19 protein-coding genes are annotated in these 17,773 nt (G+C 31.2%); 14 read left to right on the top strand and 5 right to left on the bottom strand.

What is annotated here, in order from left to right; genetic code table 11:
- Window positions 1-47 precede the first annotated feature (47 nt).
- Window positions 48-1,709 (bottom strand): asparagine synthase B, encoded by a 1,662-nt coding sequence (gene asnB, locus ACKTSW_RS13015; RefSeq protein ID WP_408025684.1) that lies wholly within the window; start codon window positions 1,707-1,709, stop codon window positions 48-50.
- Between the two features lie 367 nt (window positions 1,710-2,076).
- Here asnB and ACKTSW_RS13010 point away from each other — a divergent pair, with 367 nt between their 5' ends.
- The 6 genes from ACKTSW_RS13010 to trpA all read left to right on the top strand — a co-directional run bounded on the left by ACKTSW_RS13010 (window position 2,077) and on the right by trpA (window position 8,800).
- The gene (locus ACKTSW_RS13010; protein WP_408025683.1) at window positions 2,077-3,468 is read left to right on the top strand and encodes an anthranilate synthase component I family protein; all 1,392 of its coding nucleotides are present in this window, start codon (window positions 2,077-2,079) and stop codon (window positions 3,466-3,468) included.
- Between the two features lie 62 nt (window positions 3,469-3,530).
- Window positions 3,531-4,109, top strand: a complete 579-nt coding sequence (locus tag ACKTSW_RS13005; RefSeq protein WP_408025682.1) for an anthranilate synthase component II — start codon at window positions 3,531-3,533, stop codon at window positions 4,107-4,109.
- A 70-nt stretch (window positions 4,110-4,179) separates the two neighbouring features.
- Window positions 4,180-5,166 (top strand): anthranilate phosphoribosyltransferase, encoded by a 987-nt coding sequence (trpD, locus tag ACKTSW_RS13000; protein ID WP_408025681.1) that lies wholly within the window; start codon window positions 4,180-4,182, stop codon window positions 5,164-5,166.
- A gap of 122 nt (window positions 5,167-5,288) precedes the next feature.
- Complete coding sequence (trpC, locus tag ACKTSW_RS12995; protein WP_408025680.1) at window positions 5,289-6,077, top strand: indole-3-glycerol phosphate synthase TrpC; 789 nt, start codon at window positions 5,289-5,291, stop codon at window positions 6,075-6,077.
- Between the two features lie 65 nt (window positions 6,078-6,142).
- Window positions 6,143-7,951, top strand: a complete 1,809-nt coding sequence (gene trpB / locus ACKTSW_RS12990) for a tryptophan synthase subunit beta (protein ID WP_408025679.1) — start codon at window positions 6,143-6,145, stop codon at window positions 7,949-7,951.
- Between the two features lie 66 nt (window positions 7,952-8,017).
- Window positions 8,018-8,800: a tryptophan synthase subunit alpha gene (gene trpA, locus ACKTSW_RS12985; RefSeq protein WP_408025678.1), complete on the top strand. Its 783-nt coding sequence runs from the start codon at window positions 8,018-8,020 to the stop codon at window positions 8,798-8,800.
- A 48-nt stretch (window positions 8,801-8,848) separates the two neighbouring features.
- Here trpA and ACKTSW_RS12980 read toward each other — a convergent pair whose 3' ends face one another.
- Window positions 8,849-9,457 (bottom strand): TonB-dependent receptor plug domain-containing protein, encoded by a 609-nt coding sequence (locus tag ACKTSW_RS12980; RefSeq protein WP_408025677.1) that lies wholly within the window; start codon window positions 9,455-9,457, stop codon window positions 8,849-8,851.
- Window positions 9,458-9,602: 145 nt separating this feature from the next.
- Between ACKTSW_RS12980 and recQ the strand changes: the two genes are divergently transcribed.
- Both recQ and ACKTSW_RS12970 read left to right on the top strand, forming a co-directional pair.
- The gene (recQ, locus tag ACKTSW_RS12975; RefSeq protein ID WP_408025676.1) at window positions 9,603-11,708 is read left to right on the top strand and encodes a DNA helicase RecQ; all 2,106 of its coding nucleotides are present in this window, start codon (window positions 9,603-9,605) and stop codon (window positions 11,706-11,708) included.
- An 11-nt stretch (window positions 11,709-11,719) separates the two neighbouring features.
- Window positions 11,720-12,448 (top strand): hypothetical protein, encoded by a 729-nt coding sequence (locus tag ACKTSW_RS12970; protein ID WP_408025675.1) that lies wholly within the window; start codon window positions 11,720-11,722, stop codon window positions 12,446-12,448.
- Window positions 12,449-12,473: 25 nt separating this feature from the next.
- Here the strand turns inward: ACKTSW_RS12970 and ACKTSW_RS12965 are convergent, their stop codons facing one another.
- Window positions 12,474-13,094, bottom strand: coding sequence for a hypothetical protein (locus ACKTSW_RS12965; protein ID WP_408025674.1), 621 nt, complete (start codon window positions 13,092-13,094; stop codon window positions 12,474-12,476).
- Window positions 13,078-13,560 (bottom strand): RNA polymerase sigma factor, encoded by a 483-nt coding sequence (locus ACKTSW_RS12960; protein WP_408025673.1) that lies wholly within the window; start codon window positions 13,558-13,560, stop codon window positions 13,078-13,080. Before ACKTSW_RS12960 ends, ACKTSW_RS12965 begins: the two co-directional genes overlap by 17 nt.
- A gap of 121 nt (window positions 13,561-13,681) precedes the next feature.
- Between ACKTSW_RS12960 and ACKTSW_RS12955 the strand changes: the two genes are divergently transcribed.
- From ACKTSW_RS12955 to ACKTSW_RS12930, 6 genes are read left to right on the top strand one after another with little or no spacing between them, the layout of a single operon-like run.
- A complete protein-coding gene (locus tag ACKTSW_RS12955; protein ID WP_408025672.1) occupies window positions 13,682-14,188 on the top strand; it encodes a GbsR/MarR family transcriptional regulator in 507 nt (168 codons plus the stop codon).
- Window positions 14,189-14,232: 44 nt separating this feature from the next.
- Complete coding sequence (locus ACKTSW_RS12950) at window positions 14,233-14,619, top strand: DoxX-like family protein (protein WP_408025671.1); 387 nt, start codon at window positions 14,233-14,235, stop codon at window positions 14,617-14,619.
- The gene (locus tag ACKTSW_RS12945; protein WP_408025670.1) at window positions 14,616-15,353 is read left to right on the top strand and encodes a DUF2071 domain-containing protein; all 738 of its coding nucleotides are present in this window, start codon (window positions 14,616-14,618) and stop codon (window positions 15,351-15,353) included. Before ACKTSW_RS12950 ends, ACKTSW_RS12945 begins: the two co-directional genes overlap by 4 nt.
- Complete coding sequence (locus ACKTSW_RS12940; protein WP_408025669.1) at window positions 15,344-16,102, top strand: methyltransferase domain-containing protein; 759 nt, start codon at window positions 15,344-15,346, stop codon at window positions 16,100-16,102. The genes ACKTSW_RS12945 and ACKTSW_RS12940 overlap by 10 nt, the downstream gene beginning before the upstream one ends.
- Before the next feature lie 8 nt (window positions 16,103-16,110).
- The gene (locus ACKTSW_RS12935) at window positions 16,111-16,506 is read left to right on the top strand and encodes a hypothetical protein (protein ID WP_408025668.1); all 396 of its coding nucleotides are present in this window, start codon (window positions 16,111-16,113) and stop codon (window positions 16,504-16,506) included.
- Window positions 16,507-16,519: 13 nt separating this feature from the next.
- On the top strand, window positions 16,520-17,218 hold the full coding sequence (locus ACKTSW_RS12930; protein ID WP_408025667.1) for a YqjF family protein: 699 nt from the start codon (window positions 16,520-16,522) through the stop codon (window positions 17,216-17,218).
- A gap of 25 nt (window positions 17,219-17,243) precedes the next feature.
- Here ACKTSW_RS12930 and ACKTSW_RS12925 read toward each other — a convergent pair.
- Window positions 17,244-17,773, bottom strand: a 530-nt coding sequence (locus tag ACKTSW_RS12925) for an IS3 family transposase (protein ID WP_408025666.1), incomplete at its 5' end; no start/stop codon positions are given.

Here is a 17,773-nt window from a genome sequence, read left to right as displayed (position 1 = left end):
CGAGATTTTTATCACAACTAAAATTTGAAAAAAACTAAGAATTTTTCTTAGTAGGCGTCTTCATGCACAGCTTTAATAGCTCTACCAGAAGGTTCGTTTTGGTTTTGAAAACTTTTGTCCCAAGCTAATGCAGTAGGTGTACTACAGGCAATTGACGGTACTGATGGAACTGTTAAAGCGGCTGTTTCACTAGGAAAATGTTCTTCAAAGATAGAACGATAATAATACTCCTCTTTAGTTCTAGGTGTTTGTGTAGGGAATCTATGAGCTGCACTTTCTATCATTTTATCACTAACAGCGGTTTCTACCACTTCTTTTAAAGTGTTAATCCAATCGTACCCAACTCCATCAGAAAACTGCTCTTTTTGTCTCCAAGCCACTTCTTTAGGTAAGTAACTTTCAAATGCTTTACGTAGTACCCATTTTTCCATACGTTCACCATTAATCATTTTGTCTTCCGGGTTGATACGCATAGCTACATCTATAAACTCTTTGTCTAAAAAAGGAACACGACCCTCAATTCCCCAAGCCATTAAACTTTTGTTAGCACGTAAACAGTCATACTGATATAATTTATCTAATTTTCGTACAGTTTCTTTGTGGAATTCTTCTGCGCTTGGAGCTTTGTGGAAGTATAAATATCCTCCAAAAAGTTCATCAGCACCTTCACCAGATAATACCATTTTAACTCCCATCGATTTAATAACACGTGCCATTAAATACATAGGCGTAGAAGCACGAACTGTAGTAATATCGTAAGTTTCTAAGTTGTAGATCACATCACGAATAGCATCCAAACCTTCTTGAATGGTAAAAGTAATTTCATGATGAATAGTGTCAATATATTCAGAAACTTTTTTGGCTGCAACTAAATCGGGAGAACCCTCTAAACCAATAGAAAATGAATGTAATTGCGGATACCAAGCAGCGTCTTTATCACCAGACTCTACACGTTTAGCGGCATATTTTTTTGCAATAGCAGAGGTAATAGAAGAGTCTAACCCACCAGACAATAAAACGCCATAAGGTACATCACTCATTAATTGACGGTGTACAGCAGCTTCTAAAGCATCACGAACTTCTTCAATAGAAGTTTGGTTGTCTTTTACTGCTTCGTACTCCATCCAATCACGAGAATACCATTTTTGCAAACCATCTTCACGAGTATAGTAATGACCTGGAGGAAAAACCTCAATTTTGTTGCAATAACCTTCTAAAGCTTTTAATTCAGAAGCTACATAAAAAGTACCATGTTTGTCCCATCCCATATATAAAGGAATAATTCCCATATGGTCACGAGCTATTAAATACTCATCGGTAATACAATTATATACAGCAAAGCCAAAAATTCCGTTTAAATCATCTAAAAATTTAACACCTTTTTCTTTGTATAAAGCTAAGATTACCTCACAATCAGACTTTGTTAAGAACTCATGTTGCTCTTTGAGCTGCTTTCTCATTTCTTTGTGGTTGTATATTTCTCCATTAGCAGCTAACACAAATCTACGATCATTGCTAAATAAAGGTTGTTGCCCAGAGGTAGGATCAACAATTGCTAATCGCTCATGAGCCATTATAGCTTTTTCATCACTATAAATTCCGCTCCAGTCTGGACCTCTATGACGAACCTTTTTAGTCATTTCCAAAATTTGAGACCTTAACTTGTCTGATGGTTCTTTTAAATCAAATGCACATACAATTCCACACATAACTATATCTTTTATTAGTTTGTTTCTGCTGCAAATAACAGGTTAATGTTTTTTAATTGTAATTAAAAAGTTATTTATGGTTTTAAACTATAATAATAATTTCATTTTTAATATTAAAATGAAACTTTTTAAGCTAATTTATTTAAATAGACTTACTATTTTTTAGTAGTGAAAAATATTTTTAAAGAAAAGTTTGTAAAGTCAAAATCACTTTATACATTTGTAACATAATGATAAAACAACAATTAAATAACTGGTGGTGGAAAACTCATAACTTAAGTTAGTGAGACCATCTTTGTTATATCTATAATACAACGAAAAGGCTTATCTCATGATAAGCCTTTTTTGTTTTTACATATTAAATGAAATGAAAAAAATCACTTTTAAAACAATAGTAAAAAAACAATTGGCAGATATGGTTACGCCAGTTAGTTTGTACTTAAGAACTAGAGATAGGTATGCAAATAGTTTGCTGTTAGAGAGCTCGGATTACCATAGTAAAGAAAATAGTTATTCGTTTTTGTGCATAGAACCGTTGGTGACAATTAAAGCAGAAAATAATGAATTGTTACTTTCTTATAAAAAGGAAGAATTAAAAAGAGAGCCAATTCGAAGAAATTTTTATGAAAAATTTGATACGTATAGTGAGGTTATTTCGGTCGAGTGTTCAGAGGAAATCAAATCGTTTAACGGACTCTATGGGTACACTACTTTTGATGCTGTGCAATACTTTGAAACAATTCAGTTAAAGTCAAAGAAAGCTCCGTCTGCAATACCAATGTTACAGTATAGTTTTTTTAGATTTATTGTAGCTATTAATCATTTTAAAAATGAAATGATTTTGATAGAAAACATTCCTGAAGGGGAAGAGTCTCGATTGTCAGAAATTGAAAACTTGGTAAACTCTCAATCCTTTGCTAAGTATGATTTTGCTTTTCAAGGAGAGGAGACTTCAAATATTACAGATGAAGAATTTAAACAAAGCGTAACCAAAGCAAAAGAACACTGTAAAAGAGGAGATGTTTTTCAGTTGGTATTATCACGTCAATTTCAACAACAATTCAAAGGGGATGAATTTAATGTGTACAGAGCATTACGCTCTATAAATCCTTCACCTTACTTATTTTATTTTGACTACGGAAGTTTTAAGTTGATGGGTTCTTCACCCGAAGCACAAATTAAAATAGACGAAGGTCAAGCGATTATTAATCCAATTGCAGGAACATTTAGAAGAACCGGTGATGATGAAAAAGATAGAGAGTTGGCTAAAGAATTAGCAAACGACCCAAAAGAAAATGCAGAACATGTAATGTTGGTCGATTTAGCTCGAAATGATCTAAGCAAACATGCTACTAACGTAACGGTTGAAACCTATAAAGAGGTACAGTATTTTAGTCATGTAATTCACCTAGTTTCTACCGTAACAGGAAAAATTACAGGAGATCCAATAGAGATTGTAGGCGATACATTTCCTGCAGGAACTTTAAGTGGAGCACCAAAATACAAGGCAATGGAATTGATAGATACTTATGAAAATCAGACTCGCGGATTTTATGGAGGATGTGTTGGTTTTATAGGGCTGAATGGAAACGTAAATCAAGCCATTGCGATTCGTTCTTTTGTAAGTAAAAATAATACGTTGTATTACCAAGCAGGAGCTGGAATTGTGATTAATTCTAAAGAAGAAAACGAATTACAAGAAGTAAATAACAAATTAGCAGCATTAAAGAAAGCATTAGTGCTAGCAGAGGAAATATAAATTAGCTTTTAGCTGTTAGTCTTCTGCTAATAGCCAAGAGCCAAAAGCTAAAAGCTAAAAAAATGAACATATTAATATTAGATAATTACGACTCTTTTACCTATAATTTGGTACATTATGTAGAAGACATAACAGGTACTTTACCTGATGTGTACCGAAACGATGAGATTTCGGTAGAAGAAATAAAAAATTACAATGCTATTATTTTATCTCCTGGACCTGGGATTCCTGATGAAGCAGGTATTTTAAAAGAGACCATAAAAACCTATGCAGGTAAAATTCCAATTTTTGGAGTGTGCTTAGGATTGCAAGCAATTACTGAAGTTTTTGGAGGACAAATAGAAAACTTAAACGATGTTTTTCATGGGGTAGCTACAAAAATGACTGTTACCAAAAACGATACTACAACCTTTAAATATATTCCAGAAACATTTGAGGCGGCACGCTATCATTCTTGGATTGCCTCTCATAACAATTTTCCAGAGGAATTAGAAGTAACTGCAGTTGATGAAGACGGTAGTATTATGGCATTACGACATAAAGAATTTGCCATTGAAGCAGTACAGTTTCATCCAGAAAGTATTTTAACTCCAGATGGAAAAAAAATGATTCAAAATTTTATAGAAAGTATAAACAAATAATGTCATTTCGAACGAAGTGGGAAATCTGTTATCAAGAGACTGTCTTATTTGATAGAAAAATAAAAGAGAAATGAAAAAAATACTAAACACCCTTTTTGAACAAAAGCGATTAACCAAAGAACAATCAAAAGAAGTTTTGATAAACATTGCGCAAGAAAAATATAATGCTTCACAAATAGCTGCATTTATAACCGTGTTTTTAATGCGTCCAGTTTCGGTAGATGAATTGTCAGGGTTTAGAGAGGCTTTATTGGAACTGGCTATAAAAGTGGATTTATCTGACTTTAATACTATTGATTTATGTGGAACAGGAGGAGACGGAAAAAACACGTTTAATATTTCAACATTGACCTCATTTATTGTTGCTGGAACAGGACATAAAGTTGCTAAGCATGGAAATTATGGGGTGTCTTCAGCATCAGGGTCATCTAATATGTTAGAGTTTTTAGGGTATAACTTTACGAATGATGAAACTATTTTAAAACGTCAGTTAGGAAAAGCGAATATTTGTTTTTTACATGCACCATTATTTCATCCAGCAATGAAGGTCGTAGCGCCAATCCGTAGAGAACTAGGAGTAAAAACATTTTTTAATATGTTAGGCCCGTTGGTAAACCCTAGTCAACCACAAAATCAACTGGTAGGTGTATTTAATTTAGAAGTTGCTAGAGTATATAATTATATCTTACAGCAATCTAATATAAAGTATGGAGTAGTGCATACGCTTGATGGGTATGATGAAATCTCCTTAACAGGAGATTTTAAATTATTTACTAAAGAAGCAGAGCAACAAGTTTCTCCATCTGATTTAGGACAAAAGCAAATTACTCCTTCTGCTATTTTTGGAGGAAATACAGTTAATGAAGCTGCTGAAATATTTGTGAATATTATTAATGGAAAAGGAACAGAAGCACAAAATAATGTAGTATTAACAAATGCTGCATTTGCCTTAAAAACCTTTGATAAACAGAAGAGTTTTGAAACTGCTTTTGAAGAAGCGAAAGACTCTTTGTTAGGGTTAAAAGCAAAACAATCGTTAAAAAAATTAGTAAATTAAAATATAAAACCGTCATTCCGAACGGACACTGAGCGTAGTCGAAGTGGTAGTGAAGGAATCTTTCAGTAAAGAAGATAATTTAGATTGCTTCACTTTGTTCGCAATAACAAAAATAATACAAGATGACTATTTTAGATAAAATAATAGCCTTTAAAAAACAAGAAGTAGCAAAAATAAAAGCTGAGGTTGCTGTTAAAAAACTGGTAGAGAGTCCAAATTTTAAAAGACAACCAATTTCATTAAAAAAATCATTATTAGATCCGTATTCAACAGGAATTATAGCTGAGTTTAAACGACAATCACCTTCCAAAGGAATCATCAACGACAAAGCAACAATTGCCGAAGTAACCAATGGATATTTAGATGCAAACGTAGCTGCACAGTCTATCTTAACAGATACTTCTTTTTTTGGAGGAACCATGGCAGATTTGATGGAAGCAAGAGTTATAAATCAACAAACACCTATTTTAAGAAAAGACTTTGTTGTTGATGGATTTCAAATTGTAGAAGCAAAAGCAATTGGTGCAGATGTTATATTGTTAATAGCTACTTGTTTGACAGCAGAGGAGTTGAAAAATTACGGGCGGTTAGCAACCGATTTAGGCTTAGAGGTTTTGTATGAAATACATACTCAAGAAGATTTAGATAAAATAGGAGATTTAGATAACAAGATTATAGGAATTAACAATCGAAACTTAAAAACGTTTGAAGTTGATTTAGAGCATTCAATAAAGCTGGCAAGTCAAATTCCAGATACGGTTGTAAAAGTTTCAGAAAGCGGAATTTCAGACCCTAGAATTATTACAGGATTAAAAGAACATGGTTTTCATGGTTTTTTAATAGGTGAAAATTTTATGAAAACAGAAAACCCAGGAAAGGCCTGTAAAGAGTTTATTGAGCAAATAAGATAGGAGTAAGAATTTAGATTTGAGCATTGAGCCAGTTTCTCATTTCTCACCTCTCAATACCATATAAAATGAAACTAAAAGTATGTGGAATGAAATATGTAGAAAATATTCAGCAAGTAGCTGAATTACAACCTGATTATTTAGGGTTTATTTTCTACGAGAAATCGCCAAGAAATTTTGAAGGAGTGATTCCGAAGTTACCAAAAAAAATCAAAAAAGTAGGTGTTTTTGTTAATGAGTATATAGAAATTGTAGTTTCATTACTAGAAGAGTATCAATTAGAAGCGGTTCAGTTACATGGTGATGAAACAGTTGATTATATAAAACAACTGAAAAAATATTTACCAAAAGTAGAAATCATAAAAGTATTTGGAATTAAAAATGAGTTTAATTTTGAGCTTTTAAAACCCTATGAAGAGATAGTTGATTATTTTTTATTTGATACTAAAGGAAAAGAGCGAGGAGGAAATGGAGTTGTATTCGATTGGCAAGTTTTACAAAACTATAAATTAACAAAACCTTTCTTTTTAAGTGGTGGAATAGGTTTAGAGGAAGTAAACGAACTACAGTCATTCTTTAAAAGAAAAGAAGCAGAACACTGCTATGCTATTGATGTAAATAGCAAGTTTGAAACAAAATCAGGAGTAAAATCAGCAGAAAAATTAAAAAAGTTTAAGGCAGATAGCCATAAAGTTAGTTATATGAAATTTCAACCAGACAATAACGGTTATTACGGACAATTTGGAGGAGCATTTATTCCTGAATTGTTATATCCAAACGTAAAAGAACTAGAAGATAATTACATACAAATAATTGAATCTGAGTTTTTTCAAGAAGAATACAAAGATTTACTAAAGCATTATGTTGGACGCCCAAGTCCATTGTATTTAGCTAAGAGATTATCAGAAAAATATGGAGCGACTATTTATTTAAAACGGGAAGATCTAAATCATACAGGAGCTCACAAAGTGAATAATACAATTGGTCAAATTTTAATAGCAAAGCAACTAGGTAAAACTAAAATTATAGCGGAAACAGGAGCAGGTCAACATGGAGTGGCAACAGCAACAGTTTGTGCATTAATGGGACTAGAATGTGTTGTTTTTATGGGAGAAACTGATATCAAACGTCAGGCACCTAATGTAGCTCGCATGAAAATGTTGGGAGCAAAGGTAGTACCAGCGACAAGTGGAAGTAAAACGCTCAAAGATGCTACAAACGAAGCAATTCGTTATTGGATTCAGCATCCAGATACGTATTACTTAATAGGTTCAGTAGTTGGACCACATCCATATCCAGATATGGTAACGCGTTTGCAAGCAGTAATTTCAGAAGAAATGAAAGTACAACTAAAAGAACAAACAGGAAAAGAAAATCCTAATACTATTATAGCCTGTGTAGGTGGTGGAAGTAATGCTGCAGGAGCTTTTTATCATTATTTAGACGATGAAGAAGTAGAATTAATTGCTGTAGAAGCAGCAGGGTTAGGGGTAAACTCAGGAGAAAGTGCAGCAACGTCACAATTAGGAGAAGTAGGGGTAATTCATGGAAGTAAAACGATTTTAATGCAAGATGATTATGGGCAAATTGTAGAACCTTATTCAATTTCCGCAGGATTAGACTACCCCGGTGTTGGACCTCTACATGCATATTTGCATGAAACAAAACGCGCAAAATTTATGAATGCTACAGATAAAGAAGCATTAGAGGCTGCGTATGAGTTAACAAAAATAGAAGGAATCATTCCAGCATTAGAAAGTGCTCACGCATTGGCTGTATTACCTAAAATGGATTTACAGAAAGACCAAGTAGTTGTGGTGAATTTATCAGGGAGAGGTGATAAAGATCTAGAAACATACATTAAATATTTGAAGTAATCTGTGATTCTGAACGAAAGTGGGTAACAACCTTTCGCTAATTACATTAAACGATATATAAAAACGATGAATTCAATTCAACATATATTTAAACAAAAAGAAAATAATTTACTATCTATTTTCTTTACAGCAGGTTTTCCTCAATTAGAAAATACAACAAAAATTATTACCGAGTTAAGTGATAATGGAGTAGATTTTATAGAGGTAGGTTTACCGTATTCAGATCCGTTAGCTGACGGGCCAACTATTCAACATAGTAGTGATACAGCATTGAAAAATGGCATGAATCTCGATGTGGTTTTTCAACAGTTAGAATCAATTAAAGAATCTAATACCACACCTTTAGTGTTGATGGGGTATTTGAATCAGATTATCAAATATGGAGAAGATAAATTTTGTAAAAAAGTAAAAGAATGTGGAATAGACACTATTATTATTCCAGATTTACCAATGGTTGAATATGAAAATCACTATCAACAATTATTCGAAAATCATGGAATTACGAATGTGTTTTTAATTACACCACATACTTCTGAAGAGCGTATTCGTAAAATTGATTCTTTAACAAAAGCTTTTATTTACGTTGTTGCTTCGGCATCTATTACAGGAGCAAAAGGGGAGGTTTCATCAGTACAAATTAATTACTTTAAAAGGATTAAAGCTATGAAATTACAAAGTAAGCTTATTATAGGTTTTGGTATTTCAGATAATAAAACATTTACAACAGCTTGCGAATATGCAAATGGAGCTATTATTGGATCCGCATTCATTAAAGAGTTAGGAAAAAAAGGGGTTGAAGGAATTCGTGATTTTGTAAGTTTTATAAAAGCTAACTATGTTTCTAAGTAGAAATAAATAAAATATAAAAAAAACGAGTTTTAAACTCGTTTTTTTACTTTAACGTGTTTGAACTATAATAACTCCGTTAGCCCCCCTTGATCCATAGGTTGCGGTCTCAGGTCCTTTAAGAACTCTTATAGATTTGATTGTAGTAGGAACTATATTGCTAAAAATTGTTTTATTAACTGCAGTATTATTTAAAATAAATAAAGGTGTAGTGCTTCCATTAATGCTATTATAACCTCTGATATTGATGTTATTAGACCCCGTTATATTAACCCCTGCTACTTGGCCTCTGAGATAATCGTAAATATCTCTGTACTGAATAGGGTTGATGTTTTTACTTCTTGTATCACCGGAAATATAATGGTCATTTCCTTCCTTTATTTTCAAGATAAGTTTTTTTTCACCGTTGTATGCTACCTTAATGATACCTATTTTAGGTGAATATGCACTAACTTGCTTAGGTTTTTTTTCCAGTTTTATTTTGTATTCACCTTTCGCATTAGTCCACCTCTTTTGTCTAACATTATCTAAAAGTATAATTGCACCAGCTACAGGTGTGTTATTTTCATCGGTAACTTGAATGGTTAATTTTTTCGTTTGAGAATCAGCAGATAAATTAAAGGCTAGTAAAGCAACAAATAAGAATATAATTTTTTTCATGAAATCTATTTTATATTCCCAATATAAAAAAAAATATTAAACTCCTTATTTTTAGTAGGATATTTAATTTTTTTTAACTAAAAGTGATATGTAGTCAACTTATAAAAGGTCTCTTTTAGATTTTTTTTATCCTTATTTTTGCCAAATGATGCAGATTACAGAACAAGAATTGTTAGAAAAATTAAAGGTAAATTTTGGATACGATAGCTTCCGTTTAGAACAACAAACTATTATTGAAAATATCTTAGCAAAAAAAGACACGTTGGTTATTATGCCAACAGGGGGAGGGAAATCTATTTGTTATCAACTACCAGCCTTGTTTTTTGAAGGAGTTACTTTAGTCATTTCTCCATTAATAGCTTTGATGAAAGACCAAGTAGATAGTTTAAAGGCTAATGGTATTTCTGCAACCTATTTTAATAGTAGCCAATCAGTAGAAGAACAGCAACAAGTATTTGAAGCAATAGCTTCTAAAAATATAAAACTATTATATGTTGCACCTGAAAGCTTATCATTGCTTCACAATGTATTAAATCAATCTTATATAAGCTGTATAGCTGTTGATGAAGCACATTGTATTTCTGCATGGGGACATGATTTTCGTCCTTCTTACAAACAATTAGCATTCCTTAAACAGTCGTTACCAGAAACCCCAATAGTAGCATTAACAGCTACGGCAGATAAAGCAACACAGCAAGATATTTTAGAACAACTATCCGTTCCAAATGCAGCTCAATTTATAAGTTCTTTTAATAGAGAAAATATAGCATTAGAGGTACGTCCAGCGAATGATAGAGTACAACAAATCATAAAATTTATTCAAAGAAGACCAAATGAAGCTGGAATAATTTATTGTTTGAGTAGAAAAGCTACTGAGCAATTAACGAAAAAGCTACAACAAAACAACATTAACGCCAAAGCTTACCATGCAGGATTGCCTTTTGAAGAGAGAGCAAAAACGCAAGAAGCATTCATCAAAGATGATTGTGAGATAATTTGTGCAACCATTGCTTTCGGAATGGGAATCGATAAATCTAATGTTCGATGGGTGATTCATTATAATATGCCTAAAAACATTGAAGGGTATTATCAAGAAATTGGACGTTCAGGTCGTGACGGATTACCAGCAAATGCATTATTATTTCACAGTTATGCAGATGTTATTCAATTACGTCAGTTTATTGAAAATACAGGAAATAAAGAAGTACAGGAGGCAAAATTAGAAAGGATGAAGCAATTCGCTGAAGCCACGGTTTGTCGTAGGAAAATATTATTGAGTTACTTTGGAGAATTGATAGAAGAGAATTGTGGAAACTGTGATGTATGTAAGAATCCTCCTCAGTTTTTTGATGGAACTGTTATAGCTCAGAAAGGACTATCTGCGATTTATCGATTGCAAGAAAAAGAAGCTATGGGTATGGTAATTGACGTGCTAAGAGGCGCGAAAAATGCCGCCGTATTAGATAAGAATTATCAAACGTTAAAAACGTATGGAGTTGGAAAAGATATTTCTTGGAGAGATTGGCAACATTATCTAGTTCAGTTAACCAATCAGGGGTATTGTCAAATAGCCTTTCATTTAAACAATAGTTTACAACTCACAGATTTTTCTAGTAAAGTGCTTTTTGAAGGAGAAAAAGTACAATTAACTACACCTGTTGAATTTCAAAAGGAAGTAAAAACTATAACAAAAGAGAAAAAGAAAAAAGCGGTTAAAGATACACTATTCGAACGCTTACGAAAACTACGCTATCGAATTGCTCAAGAAGAAGATATTGCAGCTTATTTGGTTTTTAACGATGCCACACTTAAAGAAATAGAAAATGAAAGACCTCAGACAGATGAAGCATTTTTAGCTATTAGCGGAGTAGGTCAAAGAAAGTTAGAAGTATATGGAGCTGAGTTTATGGAAGAGATTAAAACTTTTTTAAACGAGAAGAAGCGAACTAAAAAAGACACTACTTTAGAGACTTTTAAGCTATACAAAGAAGGTTTTACAGTTGAAGAGATAGCTGAAAACCGAGGATTAAAACCTACCACTATTTTTTCTCATTTATCTAAATTGTATTTAGAAGGAAAAGATGTGAGTTTAGATGAATTTATAGAAGCAGATACGTTAGCTTTGGTAGCAAATGCAAAAAAAGTATTGAAAAATGAAACAACTTTAAAACCCTATTTTGAGTTTTTAGGAGAGAAAGTATCGTATGAAAAAATAAGAGTAGGATTGACTATTTTGCAAAGGAAAAGATAAAAAAGATTATAATGAGTAAAGAAAATTTCCCTATAAAAGATAAGTCAGATACAGGTTCTAAATTACAAGAGAGAATTAAAAAGGTGGAGTCTGAAATTGCAGCAATAGAATCTAAATTATTCCCTTTTGAACAGTCGTTACGGAATGCAATTTCCGATTTATTAATAGAAGAAAGAGAGCTAACCATTTTATATAAGCAACAAAAAAAAGCTAAGAAAGAAAAACGATTGGTGCAAAAACGAAAAGGCAAAAATTACAAAGAACCTATAGGTATTGTACCCATTTCAAAAAAAGAAGTAGCAGAAAAAACAAATCAAAAAGAGAAGAAAAGATTATATAAAGAGGCAATGTTGTATGTGCATCCTGATAAATTTTCAATGCAAGAAAAAGAGCAACAAAAAGCATTGGAAACGACAACAAAACTGATTGAAATATATCAAAATGGAAGTTTGGAAGAACTAGAAGCTTTTCATGCACATATCTTTGGAGGTAATACGATGATGAATTTTAATAAAGACATTTCATTAGTAAAAAAAACAACTAGTAATGCTACTTATTTAAAAAATGAGATTGAGCGTTTAGAAAAACAACTAACTGATTTGTTAGATAGTTATACTTACAAAGTTTTAACAACGTACAAAAACCCTATGTCATTTGTAGAGGAATTGAAGGCCTATTACGATGATAGAATCTTTAAACTTCGCAAACGAACTAAGACAAAAAATAAACCAGAATTATAAAAGAATAATTCTGGTTTATGATTAATTAAGAGGTTTTTAATTCTTCCATTTCTTTAATAATATCATCGAGTTTTGATATAAGACTATAATATAAAATTCGAGTAGATATGTTGTATACCACGAAACCAATAATTCCAGTTACAATTGCTACAATGAGTCCAACTCCTATAATGTCTAAGAATGAAGAGTCACTGGAAATATAGTTAGATAGAAAGCTTTTTTCTTTAACAGCATAAGCCAGAGCGAAAATTGATACAATAGCTAATGGAATTGCAAAAACAAATAACTTTTTTGTGGCTTTAGATACTAAGTTAATTACGTTTCTATAGTTTTTTAAATAAGTTAAATTATCGGACTTTACATCGATAGAGTTAAACCTTTTTAGTAATCTCGAGTTAAAGAAATACAAACTTAAGATTAAAAAAGCACCGTATGCACCAATAATAGTTTCAGATAAGAGAATTCCCCCAATAACTACAATTCCTGCCATAGGTAGCAATCCTTTATTGTCAAACTCGTAGGTTCTTTTAATTTTATTAATAACCGATTTAGATTTCTGGTTGTATATATTGTTGATTTTTGGAGCTATTAATGATTGTTCATTAATAAAAGCTTCATTCCATCTTTTTTCAATTGATTTTTCCATCTAATAATATTTTTAATTGTTTTTTAATTCTGTTAATGCGTACTGCAATATTGTTAGCGCTAGTTCCAATAATTGCAGCAATTTCTTTGTAAGGATTTTCTTCTAAATGCAGTAAAATTATCGCTCTGTCGACTTCAGATAATTTTTTAATAGCATCGTATAACAAGTTTAAATCTTCGTTTTGAAAAGCTCTATTATCCTCTGATAAATTGGGAGTTTTTTCTAAAGAATATTCTTTTTTAGCCTTTCTTTTAGCTAAGGTTAAACAAACATTTAGCGTAATTCTATAAATCCAAGTAGACCATTTAGATTTGTTCTGAAATGCATCTCTACTTTTCCATATTTGTAAACAGGACTCTTGATAAAAGTCTTCAAAATCCTCTTGAGAGTCCGTATAAGCTCTACATATTTTAATAATAATACCAGCATGTGGTAAAATGGATGTTATATAAAAATCGTTACTCAAAACTATGTTTTATTGATATGTATTCTGAAAAGTAAAATTATTACAAGAGAAAAGATAAATTTTTAAATATTTTATTTTCAGTAATTATTGAAAGTTTAATAAATTGTTGTATGTTTGTGGTATGAAATTAGAAGACGCAAAATTAAAATATATTCATACTTGGGGTAGTTTAGCCACTAGTTGGGGAATAAACAAAACGATGGCACAAGTGCACGCCTTATTATTAGTTTCAACAAAACCACTTTCTGCTGATGAAATTATGGAAACCTTAAAAATTTCTAGAGGTAATGTAAACATGAATGTTCGTGCTTTGATTGATTGGGGAATTGTAAGTAAAGAGTTTGTAGTTGGAGAACGAAAAGAGTTTTTTGTGGCAGATAAGGATATCTGGGAGCTATTTAAGCAGGTAACAAAAGAGCGTAAGAAAAGGGAAATTGAACCAGTTTTAAAAGTTTTGGATGAGTTACAAGAAGATGTGAAAGAAGACTCAGAAGAAGCAGAAGCCTTTAAAAAAGTAATGAATGATTTATCATCAGTTACTAAAACAGTTAATGGTATTTTGGAGAAAGCAATTAAAGCTGATGAGCATTGGTTGTTATCTAACTTTACCAAAATGATAAAAAAGTAAAAAAAATTTGTTCACAAACTTTCAAAAATTTCTGAAAATTTAATATGTATAAAAAATATATTCATATACTACTTACTTTTTTAATAGCCAATGTTTGGTTGATTAATGGACTCTTTTGTAAAATTTTTAATCTAGTTCCAAGGCATCAACAAATAGTAAGGGAAATTGTAAGTAATGACTATTCAAGAGAATTAACTCTTGTCATAGGAATGTTAGAAATAACAATGGTTGTGTGGATCCTATCAAACTATAAGTCAAAGTTAAATGCAATAATACAGATTGTAATTGTTTCAATAATGAATGTAATTGAGTTTATGATTACTTCAGACATACTACTCTGGGGTAAGCTTAATATAGTTTTTGCTGCTTTGTTTGTATTTATAGTTTATGTAAATGAATTTAAGTTAAATCCTAAAAATACTATAGCATGAAAGAGATACTAAAAAATCATCCATTTGCTGTTGAAGCATTTTTTGAAACTTCAATTGTTACAACTTTTGCAATACCAAAGAAACATTTAGAAGACTTTATTCCTGAGTGTTTGGACTTAGATACCTTTAATAATCAGTGGGCTTTTTTAGCAGTAGCTATGGTGCAAACTAATAATTTGAGACCAAAAGGATTTCCAAAAATTTTAGGGAGTGACTTCTTTTTAATTGGCTATCGCATTTTTGTGAGATATACCAATTCAAAAGGAAGAAAATTAAGAGGACTGTATATTTTAAAATCGGAAACGAATAGTAAAAGAATGGAGATAGCCGGCAATTTATTTACTCATTATAACTACACAACTTCTGATATTGAGCAGACTAATCTAGATATTAAAATAAGTATTAGCTCAAAAAAATCAGATTTTAAAATAGTGTTTAAGGATAAAGGAAGTGATGTGTCATTACCGAAATTTTCGCCTTTTTCTGATTGGAAAGAAGCAAGGCACTTTGCGGGGCCTTTACCATTTACTTTTACGTATAATAAACCTAAAAAAGAAGTATTAATTATTGAGGGAGTAAGAAATAATTGGAAACCAAAGCCTATTGAAATTGTCGATTATAATTTCTCATTTATAAAAGACCTTGGATTAAAAAATGTGAGAGTTGCTAACTCATTTATTATTAAAAGCGTTCCATATTATTGGAAAAAAGGGAAAATTGAATTATGGAAATAAGAAGAAGAAAGTTTCAAGGAGTATTAAACATACTTAGTTTCAATAGGCACTTTTATTACATTGGCTTAATAGCTTTATTAACGGTTGTTTTGGGGCACTATTTATTTAGCTATAATGATTACCTAAAGTGGTTTTTAGTTGTAATTATTATATACGGATTGTTAGCCCCCTTGCTAGTCTCTGCTTATGTATATGATTTTTCGAAATACTATGATTTTAAGTGGGTAGATAATATCAACTTAAAAGGTAATAATAACCTTGTGAATATTAACGCAGGTTTTGATGAGACTAGTTTCATTTTAAAAAATAAGTTTCAATCATCAAATTTGCAGGTTTTTGATTTTTACGATCAAACAAGGCATACTGAACAGGCCATAAAAAGAGCAAGAAAAGTGAGTAGGGTATATCCAGACACTAAATCGATTAGCACAGGTAAAATTCCATTAAAAGATTCATCTATTGATATTTTGTTTTTACTCTCGGCGGCTCATGAAGTGAGGTCTAATGATGAAAAAGAGCTTTTTTTTAATGAATGTTCTAGAGTTTTAAAAAAACAAGGAAAGATTTTGGTTGTAGAGCATTTGAGAGATTTACCTAATTTTTTAGCATTTTCAGTAGGATTTATGCATTTCTTTTCAAAAAAAACTTGGAAAAGTGTATTTGATAAAGCTAACATTAAACTAAAAGAAGAGATAAAATTCACACCATTTATGTCGGTTTTTGTTCTTGAAAAAATTAATAAAAAATAAAAATTACTATGGAAGTTCATTTAAAGATTATTGGATATTTGTTAATGCTTTTAGCTTTAATGCATGTTGTTTTTCCTAAATATTTTAATTGGAAAGATGAGTTAAAGGACCTTAGCCTAATGAATAAACAAATGATGATGGTTCATACTTTTTTTATTGCACTAACAGTGTTTTTAATGGGAAGTATTTTAGTGTTAGAAAGTAAAGAATTGATAGAGACAAACCTGGGAAGAAAAATCATACTTGGTTTTGCAGTTTTTTGGTCTATCAGATTATTTATACAATTATTTGTGTATTCCCCAAAGTTGTGGAGAGGTAAAAAATTAGAAACAGCTATTCACGTTTTTTTTACATGTTTTTGGGTATATATAAGTGCAGTAACTTGGAATATATGGTTTAATTAAAAAATAAAATTATATGAGTTTTTTAAAAGCAGAATGGCGAAAATTAGTCATGATAAATTATGAGGTAAATACAGAAGTACTAAAAGAGTATATACCTAAAGGAACTGAGTTAGACTTTTATGAAAACAAATGTTATATAAGTGTTGTCGGTTTCATGTTTTTAAATACTAAATTATTAGGGGTGAAAATTCCTTTTCATGTAAATTTTGAAGAAGTTAATCTTCGGTTTTATGTGAAAAGAGAAGGTAAAAGAGGGGTAGTCTTTATAAAAGAGATAGTACCTAAACCAGCTATCACATTTGTAGCCAATACAATTTATAAGGAAAACTACCAAACATTACCTATAAAACATAGTTGGCTAGAGAAAGATGATAAGTTTAAAATGTCTTATCAATGGAAAATAAACAGGAATTGGAATTCAATATCAGTTGAAAGCCTACCAAAATTAGTAGCTATTGAACCGAATACAGAAATTGAATTTATAGCAGAGCATTATTGGGGATATGCTAAGGATAAAAATGGAACAACTGAGTACGAAGTGAAGCATCCAACTTGGGGATATTATCCAGTGACAGATTACATAATAGATGTTGATTTTTCTGCTACTTATGGAGAGCATTTTTCTTTTTTACAGAGTCAAAAACCTAGCTCTATATTTTTACTAGAAGGTTCTGAAATTAGTGTAGAGAATAAAACAGTTGAGTCGTCCTAAAATAGGTTGACAGTTATTTAAAAAATTATATTGAACCAGAGAAGTTAACTTCTCTGGTTTTTTTGTTATGTACAAAGTTAGGTGTTTTCATGTTAAGACTTAAATGTGGTCTTTTGTTATTATATGTATTTATAGACTCTTTAATTAATTGTTTAAGTTCCTTTCCATTATTACATTTATAAATTAAGAATTCTTGTTTTAATATTCCATTAATACGCTCGGCTAATGCGTTTTGATAACAATCATATCCATCAGTCATTGATGGTTTTACATTATTTTTTAACAAAGCCTTTTGATAAATAGAAGAACAATATTGTAATCCTCTATCAGAATGATGTATTAATTCGTTGTTGTTGTTGTTGTTCCGATTCTTAACTGCCATATTAAAAGCTTGCACTACATTTTCAGCTCCCATATCATCACTAAGTTTATAGCCCATTATTTTTCTACTATAAGCATCTGTAACTAATGACAAGTAATGTGTTTTGTCTCTACTTTTAATGTATGTTATATCACTTACATAAACATGTTCTGGTCCTTTTGGTATAATACTTT

Source organism: Tenacibaculum sediminilitoris (assembly GCF_964513795.1).
GTDB classification, from domain to species: Bacteria; Bacteroidota; Bacteroidia; order Flavobacteriales; family Flavobacteriaceae; genus Polaribacter; species Polaribacter sediminilitoris.
Note: the sequence above shows the minus strand (reverse complement) of the source record. Positions and strands in the feature narration are given on the sequence as shown.

Excerpts from the sequence above, each read along its gene's own strand:
- asnB (WP_408025684.1), bottom strand. The coding sequence starts at position 1,709 with ATGTGTGGAATTGTATGTGCATTTGATTTAAAAGAACCATCAGACAAG.
- ACKTSW_RS13010 (WP_408025683.1), top strand. The coding sequence starts at position 2,077 with ATGAAAAAAATCACTTTTAAAACAATAGTAAAAAAACAATTGGCAGAT.
- ACKTSW_RS13005 (WP_408025682.1), top strand. The coding sequence starts at position 3,531 with ATGAACATATTAATATTAGATAATTACGACTCTTTTACCTATAATTTG.
- trpD (WP_408025681.1), top strand. The coding sequence starts at position 4,180 with ATGAAAAAAATACTAAACACCCTTTTTGAACAAAAGCGATTAACCAAA.
- trpC (WP_408025680.1), top strand. The coding sequence starts at position 5,289 with ATGACTATTTTAGATAAAATAATAGCCTTTAAAAAACAAGAAGTAGCA.
- trpB (WP_408025679.1), top strand. The coding sequence starts at position 6,143 with ATGAAACTAAAAGTATGTGGAATGAAATATGTAGAAAATATTCAGCAA.
- trpA (WP_408025678.1), top strand. The coding sequence starts at position 8,018 with ATGAATTCAATTCAACATATATTTAAACAAAAAGAAAATAATTTACTA.
- ACKTSW_RS12980 (WP_408025677.1), bottom strand. The coding sequence starts at position 9,457 with ATGAAAAAAATTATATTCTTATTTGTTGCTTTACTAGCCTTTAATTTA.
- recQ (WP_408025676.1), top strand. The coding sequence starts at position 9,603 with ATGATGCAGATTACAGAACAAGAATTGTTAGAAAAATTAAAGGTAAAT.
- ACKTSW_RS12970 (WP_408025675.1), top strand. The coding sequence starts at position 11,720 with ATGAGTAAAGAAAATTTCCCTATAAAAGATAAGTCAGATACAGGTTCT.
- ACKTSW_RS12965 (WP_408025674.1), bottom strand. The coding sequence starts at position 13,094 with ATGGAAAAATCAATTGAAAAAAGATGGAATGAAGCTTTTATTAATGAA.
- ACKTSW_RS12955 (WP_408025672.1), top strand. The coding sequence starts at position 13,682 with ATGAAATTAGAAGACGCAAAATTAAAATATATTCATACTTGGGGTAGT.
- ACKTSW_RS12950 (WP_408025671.1), top strand. The coding sequence starts at position 14,233 with ATGTATAAAAAATATATTCATATACTACTTACTTTTTTAATAGCCAAT.
- ACKTSW_RS12945 (WP_408025670.1), top strand. The coding sequence starts at position 14,616 with ATGAAAGAGATACTAAAAAATCATCCATTTGCTGTTGAAGCATTTTTT.
- ACKTSW_RS12940 (WP_408025669.1), top strand. The coding sequence starts at position 15,344 with ATGGAAATAAGAAGAAGAAAGTTTCAAGGAGTATTAAACATACTTAGT.
- ACKTSW_RS12935 (WP_408025668.1), top strand. The coding sequence starts at position 16,111 with ATGGAAGTTCATTTAAAGATTATTGGATATTTGTTAATGCTTTTAGCT.
- ACKTSW_RS12930 (WP_408025667.1), top strand. The coding sequence starts at position 16,520 with ATGAGTTTTTTAAAAGCAGAATGGCGAAAATTAGTCATGATAAATTAT.